This window comes from Neobacillus sp. BP17 (assembly GCF_059579525.1).
The window spans coordinates 1,640,971-1,665,522 of the sequence record NZ_CM184198.1; the positions used below are offsets into that span (position 1 = coordinate 1,640,971).

At 37.3% G+C, this 24,552-nt stretch carries 28 protein-coding genes and 1 riboswitch; of the genes, 22 read left to right on the forward strand and 6 right to left on the reverse strand.

From position 1 onward, the window contains the following. Positions 1-13: 13 nt before the first annotated feature. Positions 14-124, forward strand: a riboswitch (SAM riboswitch). 75 nt (positions 125-199) lie between these two features. From mtnW to AC4QJR_RS07915, 5 genes are all read left to right on the forward strand, one after another. After that, positions 200-1,411 (forward strand): 2,3-diketo-5-methylthiopentyl-1-phosphate enolase, encoded by a 1,212-nt coding sequence (gene mtnW / locus AC4QJR_RS07895; protein ID WP_496525843.1) that lies wholly within the window; start codon positions 200-202, stop codon positions 1,409-1,411. Further along, entirely contained in the window at positions 1,408-2,079 is a 672-nt protein-coding gene (locus AC4QJR_RS07900) for a 2-hydroxy-3-keto-5-methylthiopentenyl-1-phosphate phosphatase (RefSeq protein WP_496525844.1), read from the forward strand. Before mtnW ends, AC4QJR_RS07900 begins: the two co-directional genes overlap by 4 nt. Further along, on the forward strand, positions 2,076-2,696 hold the full coding sequence (locus AC4QJR_RS07905; protein ID WP_496525845.1) for a methylthioribulose 1-phosphate dehydratase: 621 nt from the start codon (positions 2,076-2,078) through the stop codon (positions 2,694-2,696). The genes AC4QJR_RS07900 and AC4QJR_RS07905 overlap by 4 nt, the downstream gene beginning before the upstream one ends. A gap of 40 nt (positions 2,697-2,736) precedes the next feature. Beyond that, positions 2,737-3,267 (forward strand): 1,2-dihydroxy-3-keto-5-methylthiopentene dioxygenase, encoded by a 531-nt coding sequence (locus tag AC4QJR_RS07910; protein ID WP_098572563.1) that lies wholly within the window; start codon positions 2,737-2,739, stop codon positions 3,265-3,267. Between the two features lie 279 nt (positions 3,268-3,546). Then, positions 3,547-3,789, forward strand: coding sequence for an aspartyl-phosphate phosphatase Spo0E family protein (locus AC4QJR_RS07915; RefSeq protein ID WP_098572564.1), 243 nt, complete (start codon positions 3,547-3,549; stop codon positions 3,787-3,789). Between the two features lie 47 nt (positions 3,790-3,836). On the opposite strand, the gene AC4QJR_RS07920 is transcribed toward AC4QJR_RS07915, so the two are convergent. Further along, a complete protein-coding gene (locus AC4QJR_RS07920; protein WP_098572565.1) occupies positions 3,837-4,571 on the reverse strand; it encodes a ZIP family metal transporter in 735 nt (244 codons plus the stop codon). A 407-nt stretch (positions 4,572-4,978) separates the two neighbouring features. Here AC4QJR_RS07920 and AC4QJR_RS07925 point away from each other — a divergent pair, with 407 nt between their 5' ends. Genes AC4QJR_RS07925 through AC4QJR_RS07940 form a run of 4 tightly spaced genes read left to right on the forward strand, consistent with a single transcriptional unit; the run spans position 4,979 to position 8,442 of the window. Then, positions 4,979-5,803, forward strand: coding sequence for an electron transfer flavoprotein subunit beta/FixA family protein (locus AC4QJR_RS07925; RefSeq protein ID WP_098572566.1), 825 nt, complete (start codon positions 4,979-4,981; stop codon positions 5,801-5,803). A 35-nt stretch (positions 5,804-5,838) separates the two neighbouring features. Further along, positions 5,839-6,870 (forward strand): electron transfer flavoprotein subunit alpha/FixB family protein, encoded by a 1,032-nt coding sequence (locus AC4QJR_RS07930; protein ID WP_496525846.1) that lies wholly within the window; start codon positions 5,839-5,841, stop codon positions 6,868-6,870. After that, a complete protein-coding gene (locus AC4QJR_RS07935; RefSeq protein ID WP_098572568.1) occupies positions 6,863-8,158 on the forward strand; it encodes an FAD-dependent oxidoreductase in 1,296 nt (431 codons plus the stop codon). The genes AC4QJR_RS07930 and AC4QJR_RS07935 overlap by 8 nt, the downstream gene beginning before the upstream one ends. Then, entirely contained in the window at positions 8,158-8,442 is a 285-nt protein-coding gene (locus tag AC4QJR_RS07940) for a ferredoxin family protein (RefSeq protein ID WP_026566270.1), read from the forward strand. The genes AC4QJR_RS07935 and AC4QJR_RS07940 overlap by 1 nt, the downstream gene beginning before the upstream one ends. 137 nt (positions 8,443-8,579) lie before the next feature. Here the strand turns inward: AC4QJR_RS07940 and AC4QJR_RS07945 are convergent, their stop codons facing one another. Next, on the reverse strand, positions 8,580-8,927 hold the full coding sequence (locus AC4QJR_RS07945) for a hypothetical protein (protein ID WP_496525847.1): 348 nt from the start codon (positions 8,925-8,927) through the stop codon (positions 8,580-8,582). 223 nt (positions 8,928-9,150) lie between these two features. Between AC4QJR_RS07945 and AC4QJR_RS07950 the strand changes: the two genes are divergently transcribed. Then, positions 9,151-9,672, forward strand: a complete 522-nt coding sequence (locus tag AC4QJR_RS07950; RefSeq protein ID WP_257148469.1) for a hemerythrin domain-containing protein — start codon at positions 9,151-9,153, stop codon at positions 9,670-9,672. A 24-nt stretch (positions 9,673-9,696) separates the two neighbouring features. On the opposite strand, the gene AC4QJR_RS07955 is transcribed toward AC4QJR_RS07950, so the two are convergent. After that, entirely contained in the window at positions 9,697-10,938 is a 1,242-nt protein-coding gene (locus AC4QJR_RS07955) for an MFS transporter (protein ID WP_496525848.1), read from the reverse strand. A 235-nt stretch (positions 10,939-11,173) separates the two neighbouring features. Between AC4QJR_RS07955 and AC4QJR_RS07960 the strand changes: the two genes are divergently transcribed. Continuing rightward, entirely contained in the window at positions 11,174-11,614 is a 441-nt protein-coding gene (locus tag AC4QJR_RS07960) for a MarR family winged helix-turn-helix transcriptional regulator (protein ID WP_251456282.1), read from the forward strand. Between the two features lie 100 nt (positions 11,615-11,714). After that, positions 11,715-13,409, forward strand: coding sequence for a M3 family oligoendopeptidase (locus tag AC4QJR_RS07965; RefSeq protein WP_496525849.1), 1,695 nt, complete (start codon positions 11,715-11,717; stop codon positions 13,407-13,409). A 50-nt stretch (positions 13,410-13,459) separates the two neighbouring features. On the opposite strand, the gene AC4QJR_RS07970 is transcribed toward AC4QJR_RS07965, so the two are convergent. Next, positions 13,460-15,613, reverse strand: a complete 2,154-nt coding sequence (locus AC4QJR_RS07970; protein WP_496525850.1) for an ATP-dependent Clp protease ATP-binding subunit — start codon at positions 15,611-15,613, stop codon at positions 13,460-13,462. Positions 15,614-15,805: 192 nt separating this feature from the next. On the opposite strand from AC4QJR_RS07970, the gene AC4QJR_RS07975 reads away from it, so the two are divergent. Then, the gene (locus tag AC4QJR_RS07975; protein WP_098572574.1) at positions 15,806-16,855 is read left to right on the forward strand and encodes a YkvI family membrane protein; all 1,050 of its coding nucleotides are present in this window, start codon (positions 15,806-15,808) and stop codon (positions 16,853-16,855) included. A gap of 33 nt (positions 16,856-16,888) precedes the next feature. On the opposite strand, the gene AC4QJR_RS07980 is transcribed toward AC4QJR_RS07975, so the two are convergent. After that, positions 16,889-17,500 carry a CPBP family intramembrane glutamic endopeptidase gene (locus AC4QJR_RS07980; protein WP_496525851.1) on the reverse strand — a complete coding sequence of 204 codons (612 nt, stop codon included), beginning with the start codon at positions 17,498-17,500 and terminating at the stop codon, positions 16,889-16,891. Positions 17,501-17,645: 145 nt separating this feature from the next. Here AC4QJR_RS07980 and AC4QJR_RS07985 point away from each other — a divergent pair, with 145 nt between their 5' ends. Further along, positions 17,646-17,765, forward strand: coding sequence for a DUF6254 family protein (locus AC4QJR_RS07985; RefSeq protein ID WP_222127323.1), 120 nt, complete (start codon positions 17,646-17,648; stop codon positions 17,763-17,765). A 70-nt stretch (positions 17,766-17,835) separates the two neighbouring features. Here the strand turns inward: AC4QJR_RS07985 and AC4QJR_RS07990 are convergent, their stop codons facing one another. After that, the gene (locus tag AC4QJR_RS07990) at positions 17,836-18,024 is read right to left on the reverse strand and encodes a YkvS family protein (RefSeq protein WP_026566278.1); all 189 of its coding nucleotides are present in this window, start codon (positions 18,022-18,024) and stop codon (positions 17,836-17,838) included. A 250-nt stretch (positions 18,025-18,274) separates the two neighbouring features. Here AC4QJR_RS07990 and ykzS point away from each other — a divergent pair, with 250 nt between their 5' ends. The 8 genes from ykzS (at position 18,275) to AC4QJR_RS08030 (ending at position 24,499) form a co-directional block, all read left to right on the forward strand. Next, a complete protein-coding gene (gene ykzS / locus AC4QJR_RS07995) occupies positions 18,275-18,469 on the forward strand; it encodes a protein YkzS (RefSeq protein ID WP_098572576.1) in 195 nt (64 codons plus the stop codon). 412 nt (positions 18,470-18,881) lie between these two features. Further along, positions 18,882-19,148, forward strand: a complete 267-nt coding sequence (locus AC4QJR_RS08000; RefSeq protein WP_496525852.1) for a phosphocarrier protein HPr — start codon at positions 18,882-18,884, stop codon at positions 19,146-19,148. Beyond that, complete coding sequence (ptsP, locus tag AC4QJR_RS08005; RefSeq protein WP_251456272.1) at positions 19,148-20,860, forward strand: phosphoenolpyruvate--protein phosphotransferase; 1,713 nt, start codon at positions 19,148-19,150, stop codon at positions 20,858-20,860. Before AC4QJR_RS08000 ends, ptsP begins: the two co-directional genes overlap by 1 nt. A 234-nt stretch (positions 20,861-21,094) precedes the next feature. Beyond that, positions 21,095-21,241, forward strand: coding sequence for a hypothetical protein (locus tag AC4QJR_RS08010; protein WP_180230028.1), 147 nt, complete (start codon positions 21,095-21,097; stop codon positions 21,239-21,241). 107 nt (positions 21,242-21,348) lie between these two features. Next, the gene (locus tag AC4QJR_RS08015) at positions 21,349-21,984 is read left to right on the forward strand and encodes an FMN-dependent NADH-azoreductase (RefSeq protein WP_496525853.1); all 636 of its coding nucleotides are present in this window, start codon (positions 21,349-21,351) and stop codon (positions 21,982-21,984) included. 127 nt (positions 21,985-22,111) lie between these two features. Continuing rightward, positions 22,112-22,897, forward strand: coding sequence for an SDR family oxidoreductase (locus tag AC4QJR_RS08020; RefSeq protein WP_496525854.1), 786 nt, complete (start codon positions 22,112-22,114; stop codon positions 22,895-22,897). 86 nt (positions 22,898-22,983) lie between these two features. After that, a complete protein-coding gene (locus tag AC4QJR_RS08025; protein WP_496525855.1) occupies positions 22,984-23,457 on the forward strand; it encodes a hypothetical protein in 474 nt (157 codons plus the stop codon). A 163-nt stretch (positions 23,458-23,620) separates the two neighbouring features. Next, positions 23,621-24,499, forward strand: coding sequence for an NAD(P)-dependent oxidoreductase (locus tag AC4QJR_RS08030; RefSeq protein ID WP_375374732.1), 879 nt, complete (start codon positions 23,621-23,623; stop codon positions 24,497-24,499). Positions 24,500-24,552 lie beyond the last annotated feature (53 nt).

Below are 24,552 nucleotides of genomic sequence, written 5' to 3' on the forward strand. Positions count from 1 at the left end.
TATACGAATCGTTTTCTTATCAAGAGCAGGCGGAGGGAAAAGCCCAATGAAGCCCGGCAACCGACTTAAATCTAGTTTTAAGCACGGTGCTAATTCTTGCAGCAACAAGGCTGATAGATGAGAAGATGTTAGTTGGCGGCTAACCTCTTCTTTGTTGAAGAGGTTTTTTTATGTTTGAATAAAAGGAAGTGTTTTTATAATGACTGAAATTATTGCTACATATCTACTAAATAACGAAAAGAAACCATCCAAGAAGGCAGAAGAAATTGCCCTTGGTTTAACAGTTGGGTCATGGACGAATCTGCCTGAATTAGAACAAAACCAATTGCGTAAACATAAAGGAAGAGTTGTATCAGTCGAAGCGAATCCCTCAGAAACAGAAGAGCAAGCACTGATTAAAATTGCCTATCCAACGATAAACTTTTCTAATGACCTCCCTGCTATCTTAACAACCGTTTTCGGTAAACTTTCATTGGATGGAAAAATTAAATTACTTGATTTGCAATTTGATGAGGGATTAAAGAGGCAGTTCCCTGGTCCAAGATTTGGGATTGATGGACTAAGGAATAAATTAAACGTTAATAATCGACCGTTATTAATGAGCATCTTTAAAGGCGTACTCGGGAAAGACCTCACGTTTTTAGTCGAACAGTTAAAACAACAAGCCCTTGGTGGTGTTGATTTGGTTAAGGATGATGAAATCCTGTTTGAAAATGAATTAACACCATTTGAAAAAAGAATTGTCGAAGGGAAAAAAGCACTGCAAGAAGTGTATGACCAAACAGGACACCGCACTTTATATGCTGTTAATCTAACAGGCAGAACTTCGCAGCTCAAAGAAAAAGCTAGAAAGGCTGCTGAACTTGGAGCAGACCTCTTATTATTCAATGTTTTTTCCTATGGGTTAGATGTGCTGCAGGAATTAAGAGAAGATGATGAAATTGCTTTACCGCTTATGGCACATCCTGCTTTCAGTGGTGCATTGGCATCATCACCCGTATATGGAGTATCTCATTCTTTATTACTAGGTAAACTGCTTCGATATGCCGGTGCTGATTTGTCACTGTTCCCATCGCCGTATGGGACAGTTGCATTAGAAAAACCAAAGGCACTGTCGATTGCTAATGAATTAACAAGTGAGGACAGTTTTAAAAAGTCGTTCCCCGTTCCATCGGCTGGAATTCATCCTGGCTTGGTTCCATTGTTAATAGGTGATTTTGGTATCGATTCGGTTATTAATGCTGGAGGTGGAGTACATGGACATCCAGACGGTGCCCGGGGCGGCGGTCTTGCATTCCGACAAGCGATTGAAACTAATCTCCAAGGCAAGTTATTGTCTGAAGGGGCTGAAATGTATCCAGAACTTAAGCTGGCACTAAAGCTATGGGGAAATGCAGAGGTAACAGTATGACAAAACCTGTAATCTTTTGTGATTTTGATGGAACCGTAACGGAAAGTGATAACATTATCCGGATGATGGAAGAATTTGCTCCTCAGGGATGGGAAGAAATTAAAGATCAAATTCTCACTTGCCAAATTTCCATTAATGAGGGAGTAGGAAAATTGTTCTCCTTATTACCTAGTCAATTGAAGGAAGAGTTGACTGCGTTTGCGATTGAGCATGCAAAAATCCGCCCGGGATTTAAAGAATTTGTAGAATTTGCGCATAAAGAAGAGATTCCTTTATATATTGTTAGCGGTGGGATTGACTTTTTTGTTTATCCGATATTAGAGAAGTTTGGACCATTTGCTGGTATTTATTGTAACGAATCTGATTTTTCAGGTGAGAGGATTAAAATTCTTTGGCCGAACGAATGCGATTCGTTATGTGACAATAATTGTGGCTGCTGTAAGCCGAGCATTATTCGAAAGCTGACCCATGAAAACGACCTGTTCAAGATTGTCATCGGAGATTCGGTCACAGATCTTGAGGCAGCGAAACATGCTAATTTTGTGTTAGCAAGAGATTTACTACAGGAGAAATGTGAGGAATGGGGCATTAATCATCAAGGATTTAGTACGTTCTTCGAATGTATCGAGGAAATAAAAAAAAGAATTGAGGTGAGGGAACTAAAATGATAAAGGAAAGATGGAATGATCTAGCAAATGTAAAAGATGAACTTGCAAATCGGGACTGGTTTATGGGTACGAGCGGCAATCTAGCGATAAAAGTAAATGATCATCCACTACAATTTCTGGTTACAGCTAGTGGTAAGGATAAGCGGAAACGTACGGATGAAGATTTTTTACTTGTTGATGAGTTTGGTCATCCTGTCGAACAAACACATTTAAAACCCTCAGCAGAGACACTTCTTCATGTTGAAATTTATCGTAAAACGAATGCTGGCTGCAGTCTTCATGTTCATACAATTGATAATAATGTTATTTCAGAAATATATGGTGATCAGGGTGTGGTCACCTTTAAAGGACAAGAGCTAATTAAAGCATTTGATATGTGGGAAGAGGATGCAACCTTAAAAATACCGATCATTCGAAATTATGCACATATACCGACTCTGGCTGCTGAATTCTCTGAACATATTTCAGGTGATACAGGTGCTATTTTAATTCGTAACCATGGAATCACGGTATGGGGGAGAACTGCATTTGAAGCGAAAAAAATACTTGAAGCTTCTGAGTTTTTATTTCGGTATCAATTACGGTTATTAGAACATAAACCATCCCCAATTATTTAAGGCAGTCTAATCAACCAAAAATGGAAAGGAAGAATATAAAATGGCATATATTACGTTTCAAAACAAAGAAGAGCAAATAAATGTTCAAGAAGAGGTTGCAAGTTTCCTTGAATCTCAAGAAGTTATTTATGAAAATTGGGATATTAGCAAGCTCCCTAGTGATTTGGTAGAAAAGTATCTTTTGAGTGAGGGAGAAAAAGAAGAAATATTAAGTGTTTTTTCTGAAGAAATCGCTGATATCTCTGCTAGACGGGGTTACAAAGCTCAAGATGTCATTTCACTGTCAGAAAATACGCCGAATTTGGATGTTTTGCTGACAAATTTTAAAAACGAACATCATCATACAGATGATGAAGTTCGCTTTATTGTCAGTGGTCACGGTGTATTTGTCATTCAAGGAAAAGATGGTGAGTTCTTTGAGGTACATTTAAATCCTGGCGACTTGATTTCAGTACCCGAAAATACAAGACACTATTTTACCTTAGAAGAAGACAGAAAAGTTGTTGCAGTAAGGATATTTGTAACAACCGAAGGATGGGTTCCAATTTACGAGAAGTTAGAAGTTCAATAATAGTAAGAGGAAAACTGGCTGCTGTGTTGAAGCGGCCAGTTTTTTTTAGCTCCCAACTTATTAATTTACTGGAATAGGGTTTTTATGAAAAATGAAGAATTTTGTCGCAAAACCGATATATTAAACAAAGAAATTGTCGAAAAACAAAAGAAATAGGAAGTTTTGTCTACTTTTGCGAATGTGTTTACTTTTAGTAAAATTCTTGTCATAATTCATCAAGTAGTCTAAATTTTAGTGGTTTACTGCAATTGGGTAATAGGTAGGGGGAAGCGGAAACACATGTACGAGCATTGTAATAATTATAATGAAATGATTGAAGAGATTAAGAAAAAAAGGCAACTAATGATTAATAGTGCCAACTCACTTGGGTTTACGAGTGAAGTAACTATAAAATATAGTCAAGAGCTGGATGAATTAATAAACAAGTATCAAAAGGCTATGGAAGGATCCTCCAAGCCAAATGATGAAATTAAGTTTGCTTTTAAACAGATGATTATGATTTGGCCTAAAATATTGATATAATAACAATACAAAAACAACCATTTCGATTAGGCCCCGTTTTTTTAAACCTATGAAAATATATCAATAATGTACACCATGACCAGCAGTCCCATGATAAATGCATAGGTGGACACCCGCTCATTTCCGTCTCCATGGCTTTCGGGTATCAATTCCTTATAAATGATAAATAACATTGCCCCGGCTGCAAAAGAAAGCCCATAGGGTACAAGACCTTGAACATATGATGTCAAGAAATATCCTAATAAAGATGTAACGATTTCAATGGCTCCCGTCAAGGTCGCTATAATGAAGGCCTTCCACTTACCTATCCGCTGATTAATTAAAAATAATGCGACAAGAAGGCCTTCCGGTGCATTTTGAAATCCAATTGCCAAAGCGATAAGATTGCCTGTATCGCCTTGCTCCGACGCGTAACTGACACCAACTGATAATCCTTCAGGAATATTATGCAGCGTAATCGCAGAAATAATTAATAGAGCTTTCTCGTCAAACTGAATTCCAGATTTGTTATGTTGTAAGTCAATATGAGGAATATTTTTTTCTAATAGAGTAAGCGTCCATACTCCTAGACAGATTCCTACAAAAAGTGATGCGAATCCACCGTATTTCAATGCCTCAGGAATTAAACCTATCGTAGAAGCTGCCATCATAATACCAGCACTAAAGGCTAATAAAATATCCTTCCAGCGATGTGTAATAGAATGTTGAATAAATAGAATGAGTAGTGCACCTGCCCCAGTAGATAGCGCTGAAAGTACACTGCCAAAAATAACCTCAGTCATCACATACTTCCTTCCTTATCCAATAATCCTAATCAAGACATCTACAAAATTAGACATGAACTGTGATTTTTATCATTGTTTATATCTAAATATTTCATATAGTTATATTAGTACTATTAATCAAATATTTACATCACGATTAACTACATATCTTACCACAACTTGTCATAACTTCAAATTGTTAATACTTTTATCACTGCCTCTTAGATATTGCATAAAGATTTGTTTGGAATCTTTTACACATCACTAGTTTAAGTAAAATCCAGTAAGAAATTTAGAAATCTATCAATGTTTGGTACTATGCTTCTGTTGCGATACATATATCGTTAATAAAAGCATTTTTCAACCATAAGGGAGCAAACGCTTTCACTAATTCTAGAGATCATATGGAGGAGGGAAATTCCTACATGCATATTGTCGTATGTGTCAAACAAGTACCCGATACAAAAATTATTAAAATCAACCCAAAAACGAACACACTCGACCGCCGCAGTGCACCTGCTATCTTGAATCCTTACGATGCCCACGCTGTTCAGGAGGCGGTAAAAATCAAGGAGAAAACTGGGGGGATTATTTCTGTTTTATCAATGGGTCCGCCGCAAGCGACTGAAATCATAAGAAAGAGTATAGAAATAGGTGCAGATAAAGGATATCTAATTTCAGACCGTGCCTTTGCAGGAGCAGATACACTGGCAACAAGTTACGCTCTTTCAAAAGCTTTAGAAAAAATAAATAAAGAGCACCCAGTGGATATGATTATTTGTGGAAAGCATGCAATCGATGGTGATACAGGACAAGTTGGGCCCGGAATCGCAAGAAGGATGGATATACCGCCAATTACCAATGTAATTGAAGTGACAGAGGTCAATCAGAAAGAAAAGACAGTACTGATAAAACGAAAATTAACAAACGGCTATGAGTTGATTCAGTCAGAAATACCTTGCTTATTAACAGTTGAAAAAGAGATTAATGAGATTGAGTATTCACCAATGACCAACATGATTAAAGCTGCAAGGTATGAACCGATAATTTGGGCAGTAAGTGACTTTGAAAATGTTGAACGCTCGCAGCTCGGACTAAAAGGTTCACCAACAATTGTAGGGAAGATGTTTACACCGCCTCGTCCAGAAGGTGGAAAAAGACTAGAAGGTGCTATAGATGAGCAGGTTAAGCAACTTATGGACCTTTTGATGGAGAAGAAGGAACTATTAACAATCCAGATATCTAAATAATATAGAACAATTTTTTGTCAAGGGGGGAAATTAATATGAATCTAGACGATTATCGAGGAGTCTGGGTATTCATTGAACAAAATGATGGCAGGGTCGAAGGCGTTTCTCTAGAATTACTTGGTGCAGGAAGAAAGTTAGCAGATAAATTACAAGTCCCATTAGCTGGCTTTTTACTTGGTCATGAAATAAGACCATTGGCTGATAAAATCATTTCTTATGGTGCAGACATTGTATATATGGTTGATCATCCTGTTTTAATGAATTATCGTACAGAATCATATATGAAGGGTGTAATGCTCCTTGCAAAAAAATACAAACCAGAGATCATCCTTTACGGTGCAACACCCAATGGGAAAGATTTAGCAAGTGCCGTAGCTACAGATTTAAACACTGGTTTAACGGCAGATACAACCATGCTAGACGTGGATATTGATAACAGATTACTAGAAGCAAGCAGACCTGCCTTTGGTGGTAATATTATGGCAACCATCCTTTGTAAGAAACATCGACCGCAAATGGCAACAGTGAGACCAAAGGTAATGAAGGCATTAGAACCTGAGTCAAGGAGAACTGGCAAAATCATTGAGGAAAAAATATCACTTCATGAAGAAGATATGCGTACAAAGGTATTGCAAATTGTGAATGACGTAACAAAAAAAGTCAATTTAGCTGATGCCCATGTCATCGTCTGTGGCGGAAAGGGAATGGGAGATTTGCAGAACTTCAAGCTTCTATATGAATTTGCAGAAACTATTGGTGCAACGGTTGGTGGTACACGTGATGTTGTTGAGGCTGGCTGGCTGCCGCATCACCTTCAAATTGGTCAAACAGGTGAGACAGTCACTCCAAAAATTTATTTTGCCGTTGCCTTATCTGGAGCCATTCAGCATGTCGTTGGTATGAAAAATTCTGATTTCATTATCGCGATTAACAAAGATCCCAATGCGCCAATTTTTGATGTTGCGACATATGGAATTGTTGGAGATGCCTTGGAAATCATTCCAAAATTAACCGAACAATTTAGGCAGATTAAATCTGTAAAGGGCGGTGAAATGAGTTATGTCTGAAAAATTTGATGTAATTGTCGTTGGTGCTGGACCAGCAGGTACTTCATGTGCCCTTACCTGTGCAAAAAGTGGACTAAACGTTTTACTACTTGAAAGAGGGGAATACCCAGGGGCTAAAAACGTAATGGGCGGGGTATTGTACCGAAAGCAAATGGAAGAATTAATTCCTGAATTTTGGAAGGAAGCACCTTTGGAACGACCTGTGATTGAACAGCGTTTTTGGATGATGGATAAAGAATCTGTTGTTCAATTTGGATACAAAGGTCTCGAATGGGGTGTAGAACCATATAATAATTTTACAGTCCTACGTGCACAGTTTGATCAATGGTTTGCCAAAAAGGCAGTAGATGCAGGTGCCCTCCTGATAAATGAAACAGTAGTAACTGAATGTATTGTTGAAAACGGTAAGGTCGTTGGAGTTCGTACTGACCGTCCAAATGGTGAGGTATATGCTGATGTCGTTGTGCTTGCAGACGGGGTTAACTCGCTCCTTTCAAAACAGTTGGGCTTCCATAAGGAATTCCGACCAGATGAAGTTGCTTTAACAGTAATGGAAGTGATTAATTTACCAAAAGAAAAAATCAATGATCGTTTTAATTTGGAAGATAATCAGGGGTGTACCATTGAAATCTTTGGTGACTCAACAAAAGGCAACCTAGGAACCGCGTTTGTATACACCAATAAAGAAAGCTTAAATATTGGAGTAGGTACAACACTATCGAGTATGATCAAAGCGAAAATAAAGCCATATGAGCTCCTAGACTACTTAAAAACTCACCCTATGGTAAAACCAATGCTCGCTGGGGGAGAATCGGCTGAATATCTTGCCCATCTCATACCAGAAGGCGGCTACCGTTCCGTTCCTAAAGTGGCTGGAAATGGAGTTATTGTCGTTGGAGATGCAGCACAGCTAGTCAATGCGATTCATCGTGAAGGTTCGAACATGGCGATGTCATCTGGAAAAATGGCTGCAGAAGCCGTAGTTCAGGCACATAGTCGCGGGGATTTCAGTGAATCAAGCTTAAATAGCTATCGTGATGCACTAAATAGTAGTTTCATAATGAAGGATTTAGAGAAATATAAGGATGCTGCACATACCTTTGAGAAGTATCCACAATATTTTAATGAATATGTTCCAATGATGAATAAAGCTATGAGCAAATTCTTTACCGTTGATGGAACACCGAAGCGGGAAAAACAAAAACAAATCATGAAGAGTGTGACTTCAGAACGTGGAACCATCCGTGTGATACAAGATATTTATCGTGCTTGGAAGGCGGTGAAATAATGTCAACGAAAAATATCGAGGAAAAACAGTATCTCCTCCGTTTTAAATGTGATACAAAATCTCATTTGACCGTACTGGATCATGACGTTTGCATGACAAAATGTCCCGATAAGCTTTGTACAGTATTTTGCCCTGCTGAGGTTTATAAGTGGGAAGGAACACGCATGCAGGTAGGCTATGAGGGCTGCCATGAATGCGGAAGCTGTCGGATCGGCTGTCCATATCAAAATATTAAATGGGAATACCCTAAAGGCGGACATGGAATTGTCTTTAGGTTAGCTTAAGTTTCAAATGAAAAAAGTGCTGTCTGCAATCGCAGACAGCACCTTTTTTATGTAAATTTTTCTTTTTTACTATATGTGGGTTATTTCACAAATGAAGGTAAAAAGAAGGTGAAGCAGAAGGTAATATTTTTTAGGGGTTAGCTTATCTTCTCTAGAAGCGTTGCTGAAGAAAGTTTATCGTTTTTGCCGGCTGTAACGAGAGAAGATGCAAATGCGTTTGCATGATCAATTAACTCCAAGTTTGGAGAACAATAATAAGGCTTTTTCCAATCGAAGTCTCCTTCACAATCAGCAGGGTATATACTTACTTTCCAATGAAAATATATTTTTGTCTGTGGGAGTTGAACCCCTTCTACGGCAATCAGCCAATGGGTTGAAGGTGAGTTCGCATAATATGCACTGGATTCCTGTAAAGCAATTTGGTCATTTACACCAATGGGGATTAGTGCCTTTTGATAAAAATCGTGATAATTTGGGGTTTTCATTTCTTTTCCCTCCCTTATAATTTTCTACCTCTATTATATGAAACATTTAATCTTTTTTTGTGTGATAAATGTTAAAATTATTAAAAAAATTAGTGAACTTTCATTAAACTGACAAAATTTCATTAATTGATTCCCAATTTTACATAAATGTGAGCAAAGTCACTACATAGACTACTGGTTGATTTTATACTTGTACCAATAAAAGTGATTGAGGTGATTGTAGATGAGTGGCTGTATGAGTGCGTTTGGAGGCATGCCCCAAGCTGAATTAAGTAAAGGACTGAAGCAATTAAAAGGTGAACATCCACCGTTATTAAAGCAATTAGATGACATGTACGAGTTGACACAAAAAATTGACCAAGAAATAGGTATCGAGACTAATTTCTCAGCATTAATTACAAGTGTAAAAGAATTTAAGACCGCATTAGACCCCCATTCCGAAAGAGAAGAAGGTGTTCTTTTTCCGATGATGGGTGTTTATATCGGAACAACTTCAGGACCTATTGCTGTAATGGAGTATGAGCATGACCAAGCAAAAACCAAAATTGGCGAATTTCTTACAAATATAGAAAATAAATCGGGGGCCATTGAAGAAATGAAAAAAGCAGCACAGCTCGTTCAAAGTGCTTACTTTATCTTAACAGAGCATTTCTCCAAAGAGGAAAATGTTTTATTCCCAATGGCGGAAAGAATGTTAACAGACGAGGAAAAGGAAGAACTATATCAAAAAATCCAGGAAAAATAAAAGGATGGGCTCCGTGCCCATCCTTTATTTTTCCTGCTTATTCCATTCCAAAATCTTCTTATCGGTCGGAAGAAGGAAAGCTATTATACCAAGTATTGGGAGCACTCCGAGCCATCGGATCATTGGCTGCAGTCCAATCCAGTCTGCAATATAACCAAGGCCTACAGAACCAATTGCCCCCATACCAAATGCAAGGCCAACTGTTAATCCTGACATCGTCCCAATTTTACCTGGGACTAATTCCTGAGCGTATACTACCGTAACTGAGAAACTAGTCATTAAGATAAATCCAGTGATAATCAGGAAAATAAACGCCAGCGTGGGCGGTGTATACGGAATTAAAATAGAAAAGGGAACGGTCATTAACATTGAGATCGTAATAATGGTTTTCTTTCCAAAGCGATCTGAAAGCGGCCCTCCGAAAAAAGTACCAACTGCTCCCGAAACTAAAAAAGCGAAGAGGAAGAGCTGAGACTGTTTAATCGTCAAAGAATATTCCTTGATTGCATAAAAAGTGTAAAAATTTGTAATTCCAGAAGTGTACCAAGTTCTAGCAAAAATTAATAACAGAATCAAAACTAATGTAGTTTTTACCTCTTTCGTTAACCCTTTATTCGTTCCTGCACTAGATTTCTTTTTCTTTAATACATTTGGAGAAACTATTAATCTCTGATGGTACCAATTAGCGATATAGACTAATAAAATTACCGCAAGTGCAGCGACAACCGTAAACCAGGAAGCTCCAATTTGCCCAAGAGGAACTAAAATTAATGCTGTAATTAAAGGGGCTAGTGCCTGCCCTGTGTTACCGCCGACCTGATATATGGATTGAGCCAATCCACGGCGATTTCCCGCTGCCATATAGGCAACTCTAGAACCCTCTGGATGAAATACCGCTGACCCAAGACCAATGAACAGAACTGACAGTACGATCAATCCGAAGCTTGAAGCAAATCCTAATCCAAGAATACCGACTAAAGTGAAAGTGAGCCCAACTGGCAGTGCGTAGGGCATTGGTTTTTTATCGGTAATAAACCCGACAATAGGCTGCATAACGGACGAAACCATATTTAAGGAAAAAGCAATTATCCCAAGTTGGGTAAAACTCAAGCCCATTGATTTTTCCAGAATAGGAAACATCGCAGGAACGACAGCCTGAATGGCATCATTTAATAAATGGCACAATCCAATAATAAATAAAATTTTGTACATGGTTGCTTCAGAAGTATTGGGTTTGCGTGATGGTAAAACTGCTGATTGACTCATAAACATCCCTTCTTTATTAAAGTAGTTGTAAATATATGCTAACCTTATCTTACTATTGAAAGAGGGAAATAAGAAATATTTATTCTTTATTCAACAAAAATTCGTAGCTCCTCTGTGTTGGGTAAATTGACAACTAGTCAAAAATTCCTTATAATAATCTTGAAATCAAGATATTTATAAGGGCCGGTCACTTATATTAATGAAATTTATATAAAACTAAAAGGATGAGTTTTTTATGGAAAATAATTCAACTGCTAATTCATTAAAGCTTTTTATCGTCCTTTCAAGAGCATATAAAGCTATTAACGAACATGTAAATAAAGTAATCCAGGCAAACGGGTTAAACCCTACGGAATTTGCCGTTCTGGAACTTCTGTATCATAAGGGTGACCAGCCCATGCAGCAAATTGGCGGGAAAATCTTGCTTGCAAGTGGAAGTATTACTTACGTGGTCGACAAGCTTGAACAAAAAGGAATGTTAAGAAGAATTGCCTGTCCGAAAGATCGCCGTGTCACTTATGCACAAATCACAGAAGACGGGAAAAAATTTATTCAGGAAATTTTCCCTGAACATGCAGAGCAAATCAATAGTCTCATGTCATCGCTTAGTGAATCTGAAAAACTAGAAGCGATTGAATTGTTAAAAAAGCTGGGAATACCTGCTGGTAAATTCTAATACGGTCATTTGGCCGTATTTTTTTTGTCAGGAATGTTAAGCGATAGTATATAATAAAATAGGTGGAAATATTAGAAAAATTTACTAAGGGGTTGTTTCAATGGGGTTTGAAAACTATACATACATACGGCCAAATTTAGAAGAAGTAACTAAAAAATTTAATTCGGCAATTGAGAGTTTTAAAAACGCAACTTCACTAGATGAACAAAACGCGGTAATGAATGAGATTAATACACTAAGAAATGACTTGGGTACGATGTTCAATCTTTGTTATATCCGTCATTCCATTGACACGAATGATGAGTTTTACAAGGAAGAACAAGATTATATGGATGAAATTCAGCCTGAAGTGGAAGGGTTAGTGACAAAGTATTACCAAGTATTGGTTGATTCTAAGTTTAGGTCTCAATTAGAGGCAAAATGGGGGAAACAGCTTTTTGCCCTTGCCGAAGGACAGCTGAAGACATTCAAACCAGAAATCGTTCCATTACTTCAGAAAGAAAATCGATTGTCAACGGAATATACGAAGCTAATGGCATCTGCAAAGATTGACTTCGAAGGGGAAGAAAGAACTCTAGCCCAAATAGAACCGTTCGCTCAGTCAACGGACAGAGAAATGAGAAAAAGGGCAAATGAAGCGAAATTTGGATTTATGGTTGAGCATGAAGCAGAGTTTGATCGTATTTATGATGACCTTGTTAAAGTTAGGACTGAGATCGCTCAGAAACTTGGTTTTAAAAACTTTGTTGAACTTGGTTATTACCGGATGATGAGAACCGATTACAATGCAGAAATGGTTGCCAATTTCCGTAATCAAGTTAAGGAATATATTGTACCAATTGCAACAAAATTAAAGGGGCGCCAACAAGAAAGAATCGGTCTCGATAAGCTTAAATATTACGACGAATCTTTTAATTTTCAAACGGGAAACGCCACTCCAAAGGGCACTCCGGAATGGATTATTGAAAATGGGCAGCAAATGTATGAGGAACTTTCACAAGAAACTGGGGCATTCTTTCAATTTATGCAAGAAAATAATTTGATGGATCTTGTAGCGAAGAAGGGAAAAGCTGGCGGTGGCTATTGTACTTTTATTGAAAATTATAAAGCACCTTTCATTTTTTCAAATTTCAACGGTACCTCTGGAGATATTGATGTTCTAACACATGAGGCTGGTCATGCATTCCAAGTTTATTCGAGTCGTCATTTTGAGATTCCTGAATATGCTTGGCCGACATACGAAGCATGTGAAATTCATTCCATGAGTATGGAATTTTTCACATGGCCATGGATGGATTTGTTCTTTAAGGAAGACACCGATAAGTACAAGTTTTCTCATCTAAGTGATGCCCTATTATTCCTGCCTTACGGGGTATCCGTTGATGAATTCCAACACTGGGTCTATGAAAATCCAGAAGCAACCCCAAAAGAGCGTAAGCTTCAATGGCGTGAAATTGAGAAGAAGTATTTACCTCATAAAGATTACGACGAGAATGAATACTTAGAAAATGGCGGCTTCTGGCAGCGCCAAGGACATATCTATAATTCACCGTTTTACTATATAGATTATACACTTGCACAAATTTGTGCTTTTCAATTCTGGAAGCGCTCGAGAGAAAATCAAGAAGAGGCATGGGCAGACTATGTTAAACTATGTAAATTAGGCGGTAGTATGTCATTCACTAAGTTAGTTGAAGCAGCGAATTTAATCTCGCCATTTGAGGCCGGTTGTGTAGAATCCGTAGTGGGTGTGATTGAAAATTGGTTAAACTCTGTAGATGATAAAAAACTATAAAAGAAAAAAGCGAAGCCCTTCTAGAATTTCTAGAAGGGCTTCGCTATTATTTATTTAACCACAGTAACATGGGAAACAACTTTTAGCTCATCTTCTTCAACAATAGCAGTTAATTTTTTAATCTCTGGCTGCTCTAAGATAAAATCCGCTATTTTATCTTCAAGCTGCTCTTGGATGACACGGCGGAGCGGTCGTGCTCCGAAAGCTGGATGATATCCGAGCCTTGCGAGTTTTTCTTTCGCTTCTTGTGTCACCATTAATTCAATCTTTTGTGCCGTAAGCATTTCTTGTAACTCATTAATCATTAAATCGACAATATAAAGGATATGCTCTTTGCTGAGTGAATTAAACTCAATGATACTGTCGAAGCGGTTCAGGAATTCAGGTTTAAAGAAACTGCCAAGTGAGTCAAGGATACTTGCTTCTTCAATCGCCTCGTTTGTACCGAATCCAACATGAACGGTCTTGTGTCCTACGCCAGCATTGCTTGTCATAATGATTACGGAATCCTTAAAGCTGACAATTCTTCCTTGACTATCCGTCAGGCGCCCATCTTCAAGAATTTGCAGGAATAGATGTTGAACATCTGGATGTGCCTTTTCAATTTCATCTAATAGAATAATGCAGTAAGGGTTTCTGCGTACTTTTTCTGTTAGCTGTCCTGCTTCTTCGTGACCTACATAGCCAGGAGGTGAGCCAATCAATTTAGAGATACTGTGTTTTTCCATGTATTCACTCATATCTAGGCGGATCATCGAATCCTTTGAGCCAAATAGTTCTTCGGCAAGTGTTTTAGTTAATTCTGTTTTACCAACTCCGGTGGGTCCAACAAATAAGAAGGAACCGATTGGGCGATGTTTTGATTTTAAACCGGCCCGACTGCGTCTAATTGCTTTCGCTACTTTATTTGCTGCTTTTTCCTGACCGATAACCTTAGACTTTAGATTTTCTTCTAAAGATTTCATTTTTAACTGTTCATCTTGTTGTAGTTTTCCAACTGGAATACCTGTTTTTTCTTCGATGATTTCTTGGATATGAGATACATCCACAAGAGGTCTCTCTATACCTGAAACCTTATTTAATGCTTTTTCCAGTTTGGCTTCTTCATCGCGAAGTGTAGCTGCCTTTTCATAATTCTCGCCTTTCAGTGCCTCTTCTTTTTCAACATCAATCTCTTTTAAGCGCTGTTCAATTTGTTCATTGTTTTGATAATCTGAATTAAGATTTAATTTTGAACCAGCCTCATCCAGTAAATCAATCGCCTTGTCAGGTAAGAAGCGGTCCTGGATATAGCGATGTGACAAGTGAACACAGGCAAGAATCGCTTGCTCGGAATAGTTTACTTGGTGATAATCTTCATATTTCTTTTGTATCCCTTTTAAAATTTCAATGGCAGCCTCTGGTGTTGGTTCAAGAACATGTACCGGCTGGAAGCGTCGTTCTAAAGCCGAATCTTTCTCGATTTGTCGATACTCCTTAAGTGTGGTTGCACCAACCAATTGAAGCTCACCGCGGGCTAAGGCAGGCTTTAAGATATTTCCTGCATCCATTGATCCTTCTGCGGAACCAGCACCAACAAGAAGGTGGATTTCATCAATAAAAAGAATAATATTTTTCCGGTCTTGTAATTCGGAAATGAGTTGTTTCATTCTCTCTTCAAATTGTCCGCGAATTCCTGTATTGGCAACGAGGGAAGCAACGTCTAGCAAGTAAACCTCTTTATTACGCAACTTACCAGGAACATCTCCTTCCGCAATTTTCTGCGCAAGACCCTCAGCTATCGCTGTTTTTCCCACTCCTGGTTCACCAATTAGGACAGGATTATTTTTATTACGTCTATTTAATATTTCGATAACACGCTTTACTTCTCCATCACGACCAATTACCGGATCAATTAATCCCGCTTTAGCCAGATGAGTTAAATTTCGTCCGAATTGATCTATAAAACTGCTATGTCCGCTTTTTCCCCCAGTTTGTGTAACAGGTTGACTGATGTCATCTTTCCCATGGGCTGCACTTGACATGAAAAAGTCTTCGAACGGGAAACCTTGGAAAAAGTTCATATTTTGACCCAGCCCTGCTCCTAAAGATTGCTTTTCTTTTGCATAACATTCATGACAGAGTTTAATTTCCTTACGCTGCCCATTAATAATCATATTTAATTGTACGTTTGCATTATTTTCATTACATTTTTGACAAAGCATAAGTAAATAACCTCCTATTAAATTATGGAATAATATTGTTTGACTTTGACTATATTTGACCTTATGTCGATAGTATACTCTGACCTTTTTTGACTTTCAAGAGAAATGTTTTGGCAATGCTTTCTAATTAAGGAAAAAAGCTCGTCTTTGTTTGCCACTATCATCATATATTGATGATAAGGAGGAGATGATGTGAAGAGGGAATGGACGCAAGCGTTTCAGATAGCTGCAGTCTATGTAGGGACTGTAGTAGGGGCTGGTTTCGCCACGGGAAAAGAAATCGTTGAATTTTTTTCACGGTTTGGTTTCTTTGGCTTAATAAGTATAATAATGAGCGGATATCTCTTTATTTCATTGGGGTCGAAATTAATGAGAATGGCTGCACATATAAATGCAAAATCCTATCAAGAGTTTAATGAGTATTTGTTTGGCAAATGGCCAAGTCGTGTCATTAATATTTTTATGCTTTTTATGCTTCTTGGAGTTAGTGCAGTCATGCTTTCCGGAGCAGGGGCTGTATTTGAGGAGCAGTTAGGTTTGCCAAAAGCGGCCGGCGTTTTCTTGACCATTTTTTTATCCTTTTTAGTCATGTTAGTTGGAACAAAAGGTCTTTTTGCAGTTAATACATTTGTTGTTCCACTTATGATAACTTTCAGCCTTATCTTAATGCTCTTTTCAGTGCAAATGCCCCACTTTATCGATCAATTACTTTTTATTCCGCATGCGGATGATGGCTGGAGGAGTGTCATCGCCCCATTTTCTTATGTGGCATTAAATCTTGGCCTATCTCAAGCAGTTTTAGTGCCAATTGCTACAGAAGTGAAAGATGATTGGACGATTAAATGGGGAGGAATTCTTGGAGGGGCTGCTTTAACTATAATCTTAATTGCAAGTCACTTTTCGTTAATCATGCTTCCTAGTTTAGAAATATATAACATCCCAATGGCCATTGTCATGAAAAATTTAGCCCCTTTTTTATTTTGGATTTTTGTTCTCGTTATTTATGGAGAAATTTTCACCTCTGTGATTGGAAATGTGTTTGGACTCGATCGGCAGTTGAAACAATATTCGTCTATTCCGACAATCCTATCTGTAACACTCATTTTTGTTGTTTCTTATTTAATCAGCCTTGTAAATTATGGGACGCTGCTCTCCTATTTATATCCTTTGTTTGGGTATATTTGTATGATTTTTTTTATTTTACTTTGGATAAAGCCATTACCAACAAGTGTCAGAAAATAAAAAAAAGCAGTTGTTCAGGAGAGCAACTGCTTTTTAATGCAAAGGTAAGAAAATAAACATCATCAAATCAAAAATGATATGAGAAACAATCACCAAAGGCATACTCTTTTTCCAAAGGTACAGATATCCCCAAGCGAAACCAGAAATAAAGGCTGCAAGTACTAATAAAAATGAGCCGGCATAAATATGGACAGAAGCGTACAGGATTGACGCTGCCAAAATACTGAACCCAGGCTTAAACATTTTGCTCAATCTTTTTTGGATAAACCCCCGCCAGAAAAGTTCTTCTCCTGGGGCTGCAACTAATACAAGGGCAATATATTGCCAAAATATTGTAGGAGCAAACCATTTATATAGGTTCCTAAGACTTGTATCATAGGGTAGATGCAGGATCTTCATTCCCCGAATCCCAACCCAAAAGATACTATATAATAATAAACCGGTAAGTGCCCCAAGAAAAATATACTGAATAAAGGATACGTTATCATCCACCTCTTCTTGAAACATAGCATAAGCGATTAAGATTAAAATCGAACCAGCAAAAATATACCAAAAGATCACTTTATCATGAAATGAAAAAAATAAAAGTATATGTGCAATAATTAATCCAATTAGTACGCGCGGGTCTTGGAAGAATTTCTTCATTACGCGATCTCCTTTTTACAAAACATAAAATATATTTTATCAAATAAGTTTTTCGAATGGAAATCATTACATCTCAAATTTTACGGTTTCGTTAGGTTAGAACATAAAGAAAAGAAAAAAATAAAAAAGGAAGGGAGTGAAAGAAATGAGCAAATCAAAAAGTGAACAAGAAAGAGAATGGACTGTCCGGAAGCAAGATCAAAATCCACATGGAAAAGTAAAAACAAAAAAGCAATTGGCAAATGAAGCTGGAAAGGGCCAATAACTATTTTGGCTAATGTCAAAAAAGAAAAGGCAGCCATAATAAGGGCTGCCTTTTCTAGGATACTATTATTTTAATAAGCGCTTTCTTTTATAACTTTATAGTTTTTGTGATTGACAACAGTCCGCTGATCCAATTCTAAATCACGATAATTATCCATAACTGTTAGGTCGACAATGACAGAATTTTCATTTACCTTTTCAACAATCCCTTTCAAGCCACCACGGAATTCTATGATATTTCCAACTTCTGCTTTTCTCATAATGTCTCTCTCCTTTACCTCAAAAACTATAAATAAAATCCAGTTAAATAACAGTTTGCACTACTTTTTTCGTTTCGTAAAGCCTTTTATTTGACAATTATGTTAATTCTTTATTAACAATATAATTATATGAGAAAAAAGGCAACAAAAGAATAGAAAACGCTTTCAAAAATCACTGAAGAAATTTACAATGCTGGCTTAAGGAAAGGCGGTTGCGTTAAAATAAAATCAGGTGAAGGTGGTGTTTGGAATGACAGAAGAAATGATTACAGATATATTGAATCGCCTCATGTCAGGGGAACTTTCTGAGTATTATGTCACAAATGATCAGTTTATGGAATTTCGTCAGGTGCTAGTGAAAAGGGCAGACTTTAAACATTTCCGCGGGATTGGTCAAAGGGGCGGAGATGTATTGTATCAATATCTAGAGGAGCCAAGAAGTTAATGGCTGACACAGAAGAACTCTCGCAATAGGGAGTTCTTTTTCTATATAGTAATAAAAAATCCGGATAACTAAAATGCTGTAGAAGTTATGTTGAAGGATTTTTTATGTTTATTAAAAAAATGAAAGATTTTGATTGTTTTTGACAGATTTGTGACATAAAATATAAATTAGCTTTTTCAGTTGTTTGAATATGAAGAAAATGATATTCTAGCAATTGTATAAATCAAAACATTATCATCAGAGTTAATAAGCATTACATGTTTGTTTCTTTTTGGGAAAAAATAGTTGGAAAGAAATGATTTTACTATTACTCTTTAGTTAGTTATTGATTTAGTTGACTAAATGATGAGAAATGTTTATTTTTAATGAAGCAAGTTTTATCTTATATAAATACTAAAGGAGTTTGATTAGCATGTCAGAAAAACAATTTAAAATAGTCGCAGAAACAGGAATTCACGCTAGACCAGCAACTTTATTAGTTCAAACAGCAAGCAGATTTGATTCTGAGATTCATTTAGAATATAAAGGTAAAAAAGTTAACTTAAAATCAATTATGGGCGTTATGTCTTTAGGTGTTGGCCAAGGAGCTGATATTACCATTTCTGCAGAAGGAAACGATTCAAACGATGCATTAAATAGCCTTGAAGAGACATTGAAAAAAGAAGGATTGGCAGAATAATGACTTTTTTACAGGGAATAGCCGCATCAAACGGGATCGCTATTGCAAAAGCATACCGTCTTGTTGAACCAGATTTATCTTTTGAATCCAGAACAATTGATGATGCTGCTGCTGAGGTTGACCGTTTCCGCAAGGCTATAGAGAAATCTAAAACAGAACTCGAAGCAATTCGTGACCGTGCAAAAGTAGACCTTGGAGCTGATAAAGCAGCGATTTTTGAAGCACATCTACTTGTATTAAGTGACCCTGAATTAAATTCACCAATTGAAGATAAAATTCAGTCTGATAAAGTAAATGCTGAATCTGCATTAAAGGAAACAGCAGATATGTTCATTATGATGTTTGAACAGATGGATAATGAATATATGAAAGAACGTGCAGCAGATATTCGTGACGTAACGAAGCGTGTATTAGCTCATTTATTAGGTGTGCAGCTTGTTAATCCAAGTATGATTGCTGAAGAAGTGATTATTGTTGCTGAAGACTTAACTCCTTCCGACACAGCTCAATTAAACAGACAATTTGTCTTGGGATTCACAACAAACATTGGTGGACGTACCTCTCATTCAGCTATCATGGCTCGTTCAATGGAAATTCCAGCGGTAGTTGGAACAAAGGCAGCGACAGAGGAAATCAATAATGGAGATCTTGTTATTGTTGATGGACTTAAGGGTGAGGTACATATTAACCCAACACCTGAGCTTGTTGAACAGTACCGTAAAATTCATAATGAGTACGAAGTTCAAAAAGCCGAATGGGCCAAGCTTGTTAATGAACCAACTGTAACAAATGATGATCACCATGTTGAGTTAGTAGCCAATATCGGAACTCCAAAGGATTTAAAAGGAGTTATTGAAAATGGCGGTGAGGGTGTAGGTCTATATCGGACTGAATTCCTCTATATGGGAAGAGATCAACTACCAACAGAAGAAGAACAGTTTGAATCCTACAAGGCTGTTTTAGAGGGTTTAAATGGTAAACCTGTGGTTGTTCGTACTCTGGATATCGGTGGAGATAAGGAACTTCCTTACTTGGACCTTCCAAAGGAAATGAATCCATTTTTAGGCTTCCGTGCAATTCGCTTATGTTTAGAAGAGCAAGGCATCTTCCGAACTCAGCTTAGAGCACTGTTACGTGCGAGCAACTATGGAAACTTAAAAATCATGTTCCCAATGATTGCAACACTAGATGAGTTCCGTGCTGCCAAAACAATTCTTGAAGAAGAAAAGCAAAAACTTCTTGCAGAAGGCCAGAAAGTTGCTGAAGGTATTGAACTTGGTATTATGGTTGAAATTCCGTCAACTGCCGTCTTAGCGGATCAATTTGCAAAAGAAGTAGACTTCTTTAGTATCGGTACAAATGATTTAATTCAATATACAATGGCTGCAGACCGAATGAATCAGCGTGTCTCTTACTTATACCAGCCATATAGCCCATCCATTTTACGATTAGTAAAAATGGTTATTGATGCAGCACATGCACAAGGAAAATGGACAGGTATGTGCGGGGAAATGGCAGGAGATGAAACAGCTATTCCAGTTCTCATTGGACTTGGACTTGATGAATTTTCAATGAGTGCTACATCAATTTTAAAAGCTCGTTCTCAAATCAGGAATTTGAAAAAATCTGATATGGAGAAGCTTGCTCAAGAAGTTTTAAATATGCAAACAACTGATCAGGTTATCGAAGCAGTTAATGCTGCAACAAAGTAAATATATGAAACAGAAAGACCGGCTGAAGATTAGCCGGTCTTTTTGTGATACATACACATATTTTTTTGACTTTTCATATATTTGTCTTTTTTATTATCGATCTTTGAGTATAATTAGTAATGCCAAATACCTATTTTAAGGCAGTTCTTTTGGGTGATTAATAGACAAAATCAGGAAATATATTAGGTGATAATTATACATACTATAGTAGTAATGGTGGAGGTGAAAGGACATATGGAACAAAAACCTGTACATTATGATGGGAGTTCACTACTAGGTCAGGCAACAAATGAGTCATTGGTTAATGAAACATTCCAGATGACTGATGAAATGAGAAGTAATATTGGTCGGAACCCTTACTCCCTTGATACAAATGAATAAATGATGGAAGAAAAAGGATTTGTCTTCGGGCAGATCCTTTTTGATTATTTTCCTGCCTTTAAACTGATAATAATAATGTCTTTATTCAAATGAAAGGTGGAGCATGAATGGTACGCGTATTGTATATCACTGCACATCCTCACGATGAAACACAATCCTATAGTATGGCAGTAGGTAAGGCTTTTATTGATAGCTATAAACAAGTTAATTCTGGTGACGAGGTTATACATTTAGATTTGTATAAAGAAAATATACCTCATATTGATGCTGATGTATTTAGCGGCTGGGGTAAACTCCGTTCCGGTCAAAGCTTTGATGACCTAACAGGAGAGGAAATGCAAAAAGTCAGCCGACTTAATGAGTTAAGTGAGCAGTTTGTGAGTGCCGATAAATATGTATTTGTCACGCCTCTATGGAATTTCTCGTTTCCACCCATTATGAAGGCATATCTTGATTCAGTAGCAGTTGCAGGAAAGACCTTTAAATATACGGAAAAAGGTCCAATAGGTTTGTTAACTGATAAAAAAGCCTTGCACATACAAGCACGAGGTGGATTTTACTCAGAGGGGCCTGCAGCAGAGATGGAAATGGGACACCGGTATATTAGTGTGATGATGAGTTTCTTTGGAGTTCCTTCTCTTGAAGGATTGTTTGTAGAAGGTCATAATGCTATGCCAGACAAGGCGCAAGAAATTAAAGAAAATGCAATTGCAAGAGCAAAAGATTTGGCACATACTTTTTAAAAACAACTCTAGTTTTTAGAAAAAGAGGCAGAATAAATCTGTCTCTTTTTTTATGAAATTTTACCAAGTATTCCCTCGATATATCCTGTATACTAGTAGTAGATTTATGAAGGAGGAATCGAACACGATGGAGTTGAATTTAACTGGTAAAACAGCTTTGGTTGTTGCTTCGAGCCAGGGTCTAGGGTTTGCAATAGCTGAACGTTTAGTAAAAGAGGGAGCAAATGTTATGATTTCTGGACGTGACGAGGAAAAGCTAAGACAGAAAGCAAGTCAGCTTGAATCTCTCGGAATGGGAAAAGTAGCCTACCAAAAAACTGACATAATGAATGTAGAGGATATTAATCAGTTGGTAAAAGTAACTGCAGATACATTTCAAAGTATTGATTTGCTAGTGAACAATGCTGGAGGTCCCCCTGCAGGTTCGTTTGAGGAATTAACAGATGAAGAATGGCAGAGTTCCTTTGAATTGAATTTATTATCATATGTTCGAATGATTCGTACAGCATTGCCCTATTTAAAACAACAAGGCGGGAAAATTCTTAACATCGCTTCTACTTCAATTAAAGAACCGATTCCAGGATTAATACTCTCAAACACTTTCCGGACTGGCATTGTTGGGCTTTCAAAGACACTAGCGTCAGAGTTAGCTCCATATCATATTTTAATTAATACGATTGCACCTGGTCGGATTGCCACGGACCGCGTTAATCATTTAGATCAAGTAAACGCAGATAAATTAGGGGTTGACAGAGAAACCGTTGCATTAAAGGCCAAGGAAGGAATTCCTTTAAAGAGATACGGAACTCCTGAGGAATTTGCAAATGTTGCGGCGTTCCTATTATCGGATGCTAATTCTTATATGACAGGAAGTTCATTTTTAGTAGATGGAGGGATGATCAAAGCAATTTAAAAAAGTTTTTTCCTATATTAACCTTTCTTTACGTTTATTACCGATGTAATTTGGCTATGGTAAAAATATTAAGGGAGTGTTATTACATGCTGAAGAATATTCGTTTCTTGACTGTTTTGCTCTTGGTTCTATGTGGGTCCATGCTAATGAGTGGCTGTGGTTTACTGTTTTCCAATGAATTAATTGTCAATCGTTATGCAGATGCTTTGTTGACAAAAAATAATGAATTACAGTTCCGTTTTCGAATTAACAATGAAATATTATCAGGACAGCAATTATATAAAGTGAAAGTAACTATTCATGATGATAAACTAGCAGCCGCAATTGGTAAAAGAGAAATAGTATACGGCGAAGATCAAGTGTTAAACGGTGAATATTTAGAAGTAAAAGGAAAAAGCGAAAAATATATTTTTATGGACCCGCTTCCACTAAAAGAAGATTTACATATTCATGAACTTAAAAACATGATTGAAAAGAATAATGCCGTTTCGATTGAAGTCTTTAATAATCAAGAAGTTTTCGGCCGTGTCTATCTCACAAACTTTTCATCAGAGTTGTAATTTATGATTATGTTGGAATGAAAAAGGGCAAAATAAAGATGTGCATAATATTGGAGATGGAGCACAAAGACTGGAGCGATTGGGACGCTCCGGTTTTTTTTTTGCGATATTTTTAATGGATAATGCTAAAATAAATAAGAAAATAGACATGAGAGGAATGATGATGTTGCTTTCACCAGAAAATACGGTGGTTGGTTTTATTGGTACTGGGGTTATGGGAAAAAGTATGGCAGGTCATTTAATAAATGCTGGATACTCCTTAGTTGTTTATTCAAGGACAAAGGAAAAAGCACAAGAACTTTTAAATCTAGGTGCAGAATGGGCATCAACTCCCAAAGTGGTGGCTGAAAAGGCATCGGTTACATTTACAATGGTAGGTTATCCAACAGATGTGGAGGAAATATACTTCGATGAAGATGGTTTAATTTTTAATGGAACTCCAGGTAGTTACTTTATCGATATGACAACCTCCTCCCCTTCACTTGCGGTTAGAATTTATGAGGAGGCAAAGAAAAAAGGAATTCAGGCTATAGATGCACCAGTATCTGGTGGAGATGTGGGAGCGAAAGAAGCTAAACTTTCGATCATGGCTGGGGGTGAAAAGGGAGCATTTGAAGAGGTGCGGCCTATTTTAGAACTTCTTGGAACTAACGTAGTCTATCAAGGTAAACCTGGTGCAGGTCAGCATACAAAAATGTGCAATCAAATTGCGATTGCTTCAAATATGATGGGTGTCTGTGAAGCGATTAATTATGCTGAAAAAGCTGGTCTGGACCCTGAAAATGTCCTTAAAAGTATAACCACGGGAGCTGCTGGCAGCTGGTCGTTGAGCAATCTTGCTCCTAGAATGTTAGCAGGAAATTTTGAACCTGGTTTTTACATAAAGCATTTTATTAAAGATATGAAAATCGCGATAGATGAAGCAGAACGAATGGAGATGGAAGTGCCAGGTCTTTCCTTGGCAAAGTCTTTATATGATCAATTGGCAGAAAGAGGAGAAGAAAATAGCGGTACCCAAGCGCTTTATAAATATTGGAAGTGATAAATTGGATTGAATAAATTCCTCCTATCTATTTGAAACTATGAGAGATATCT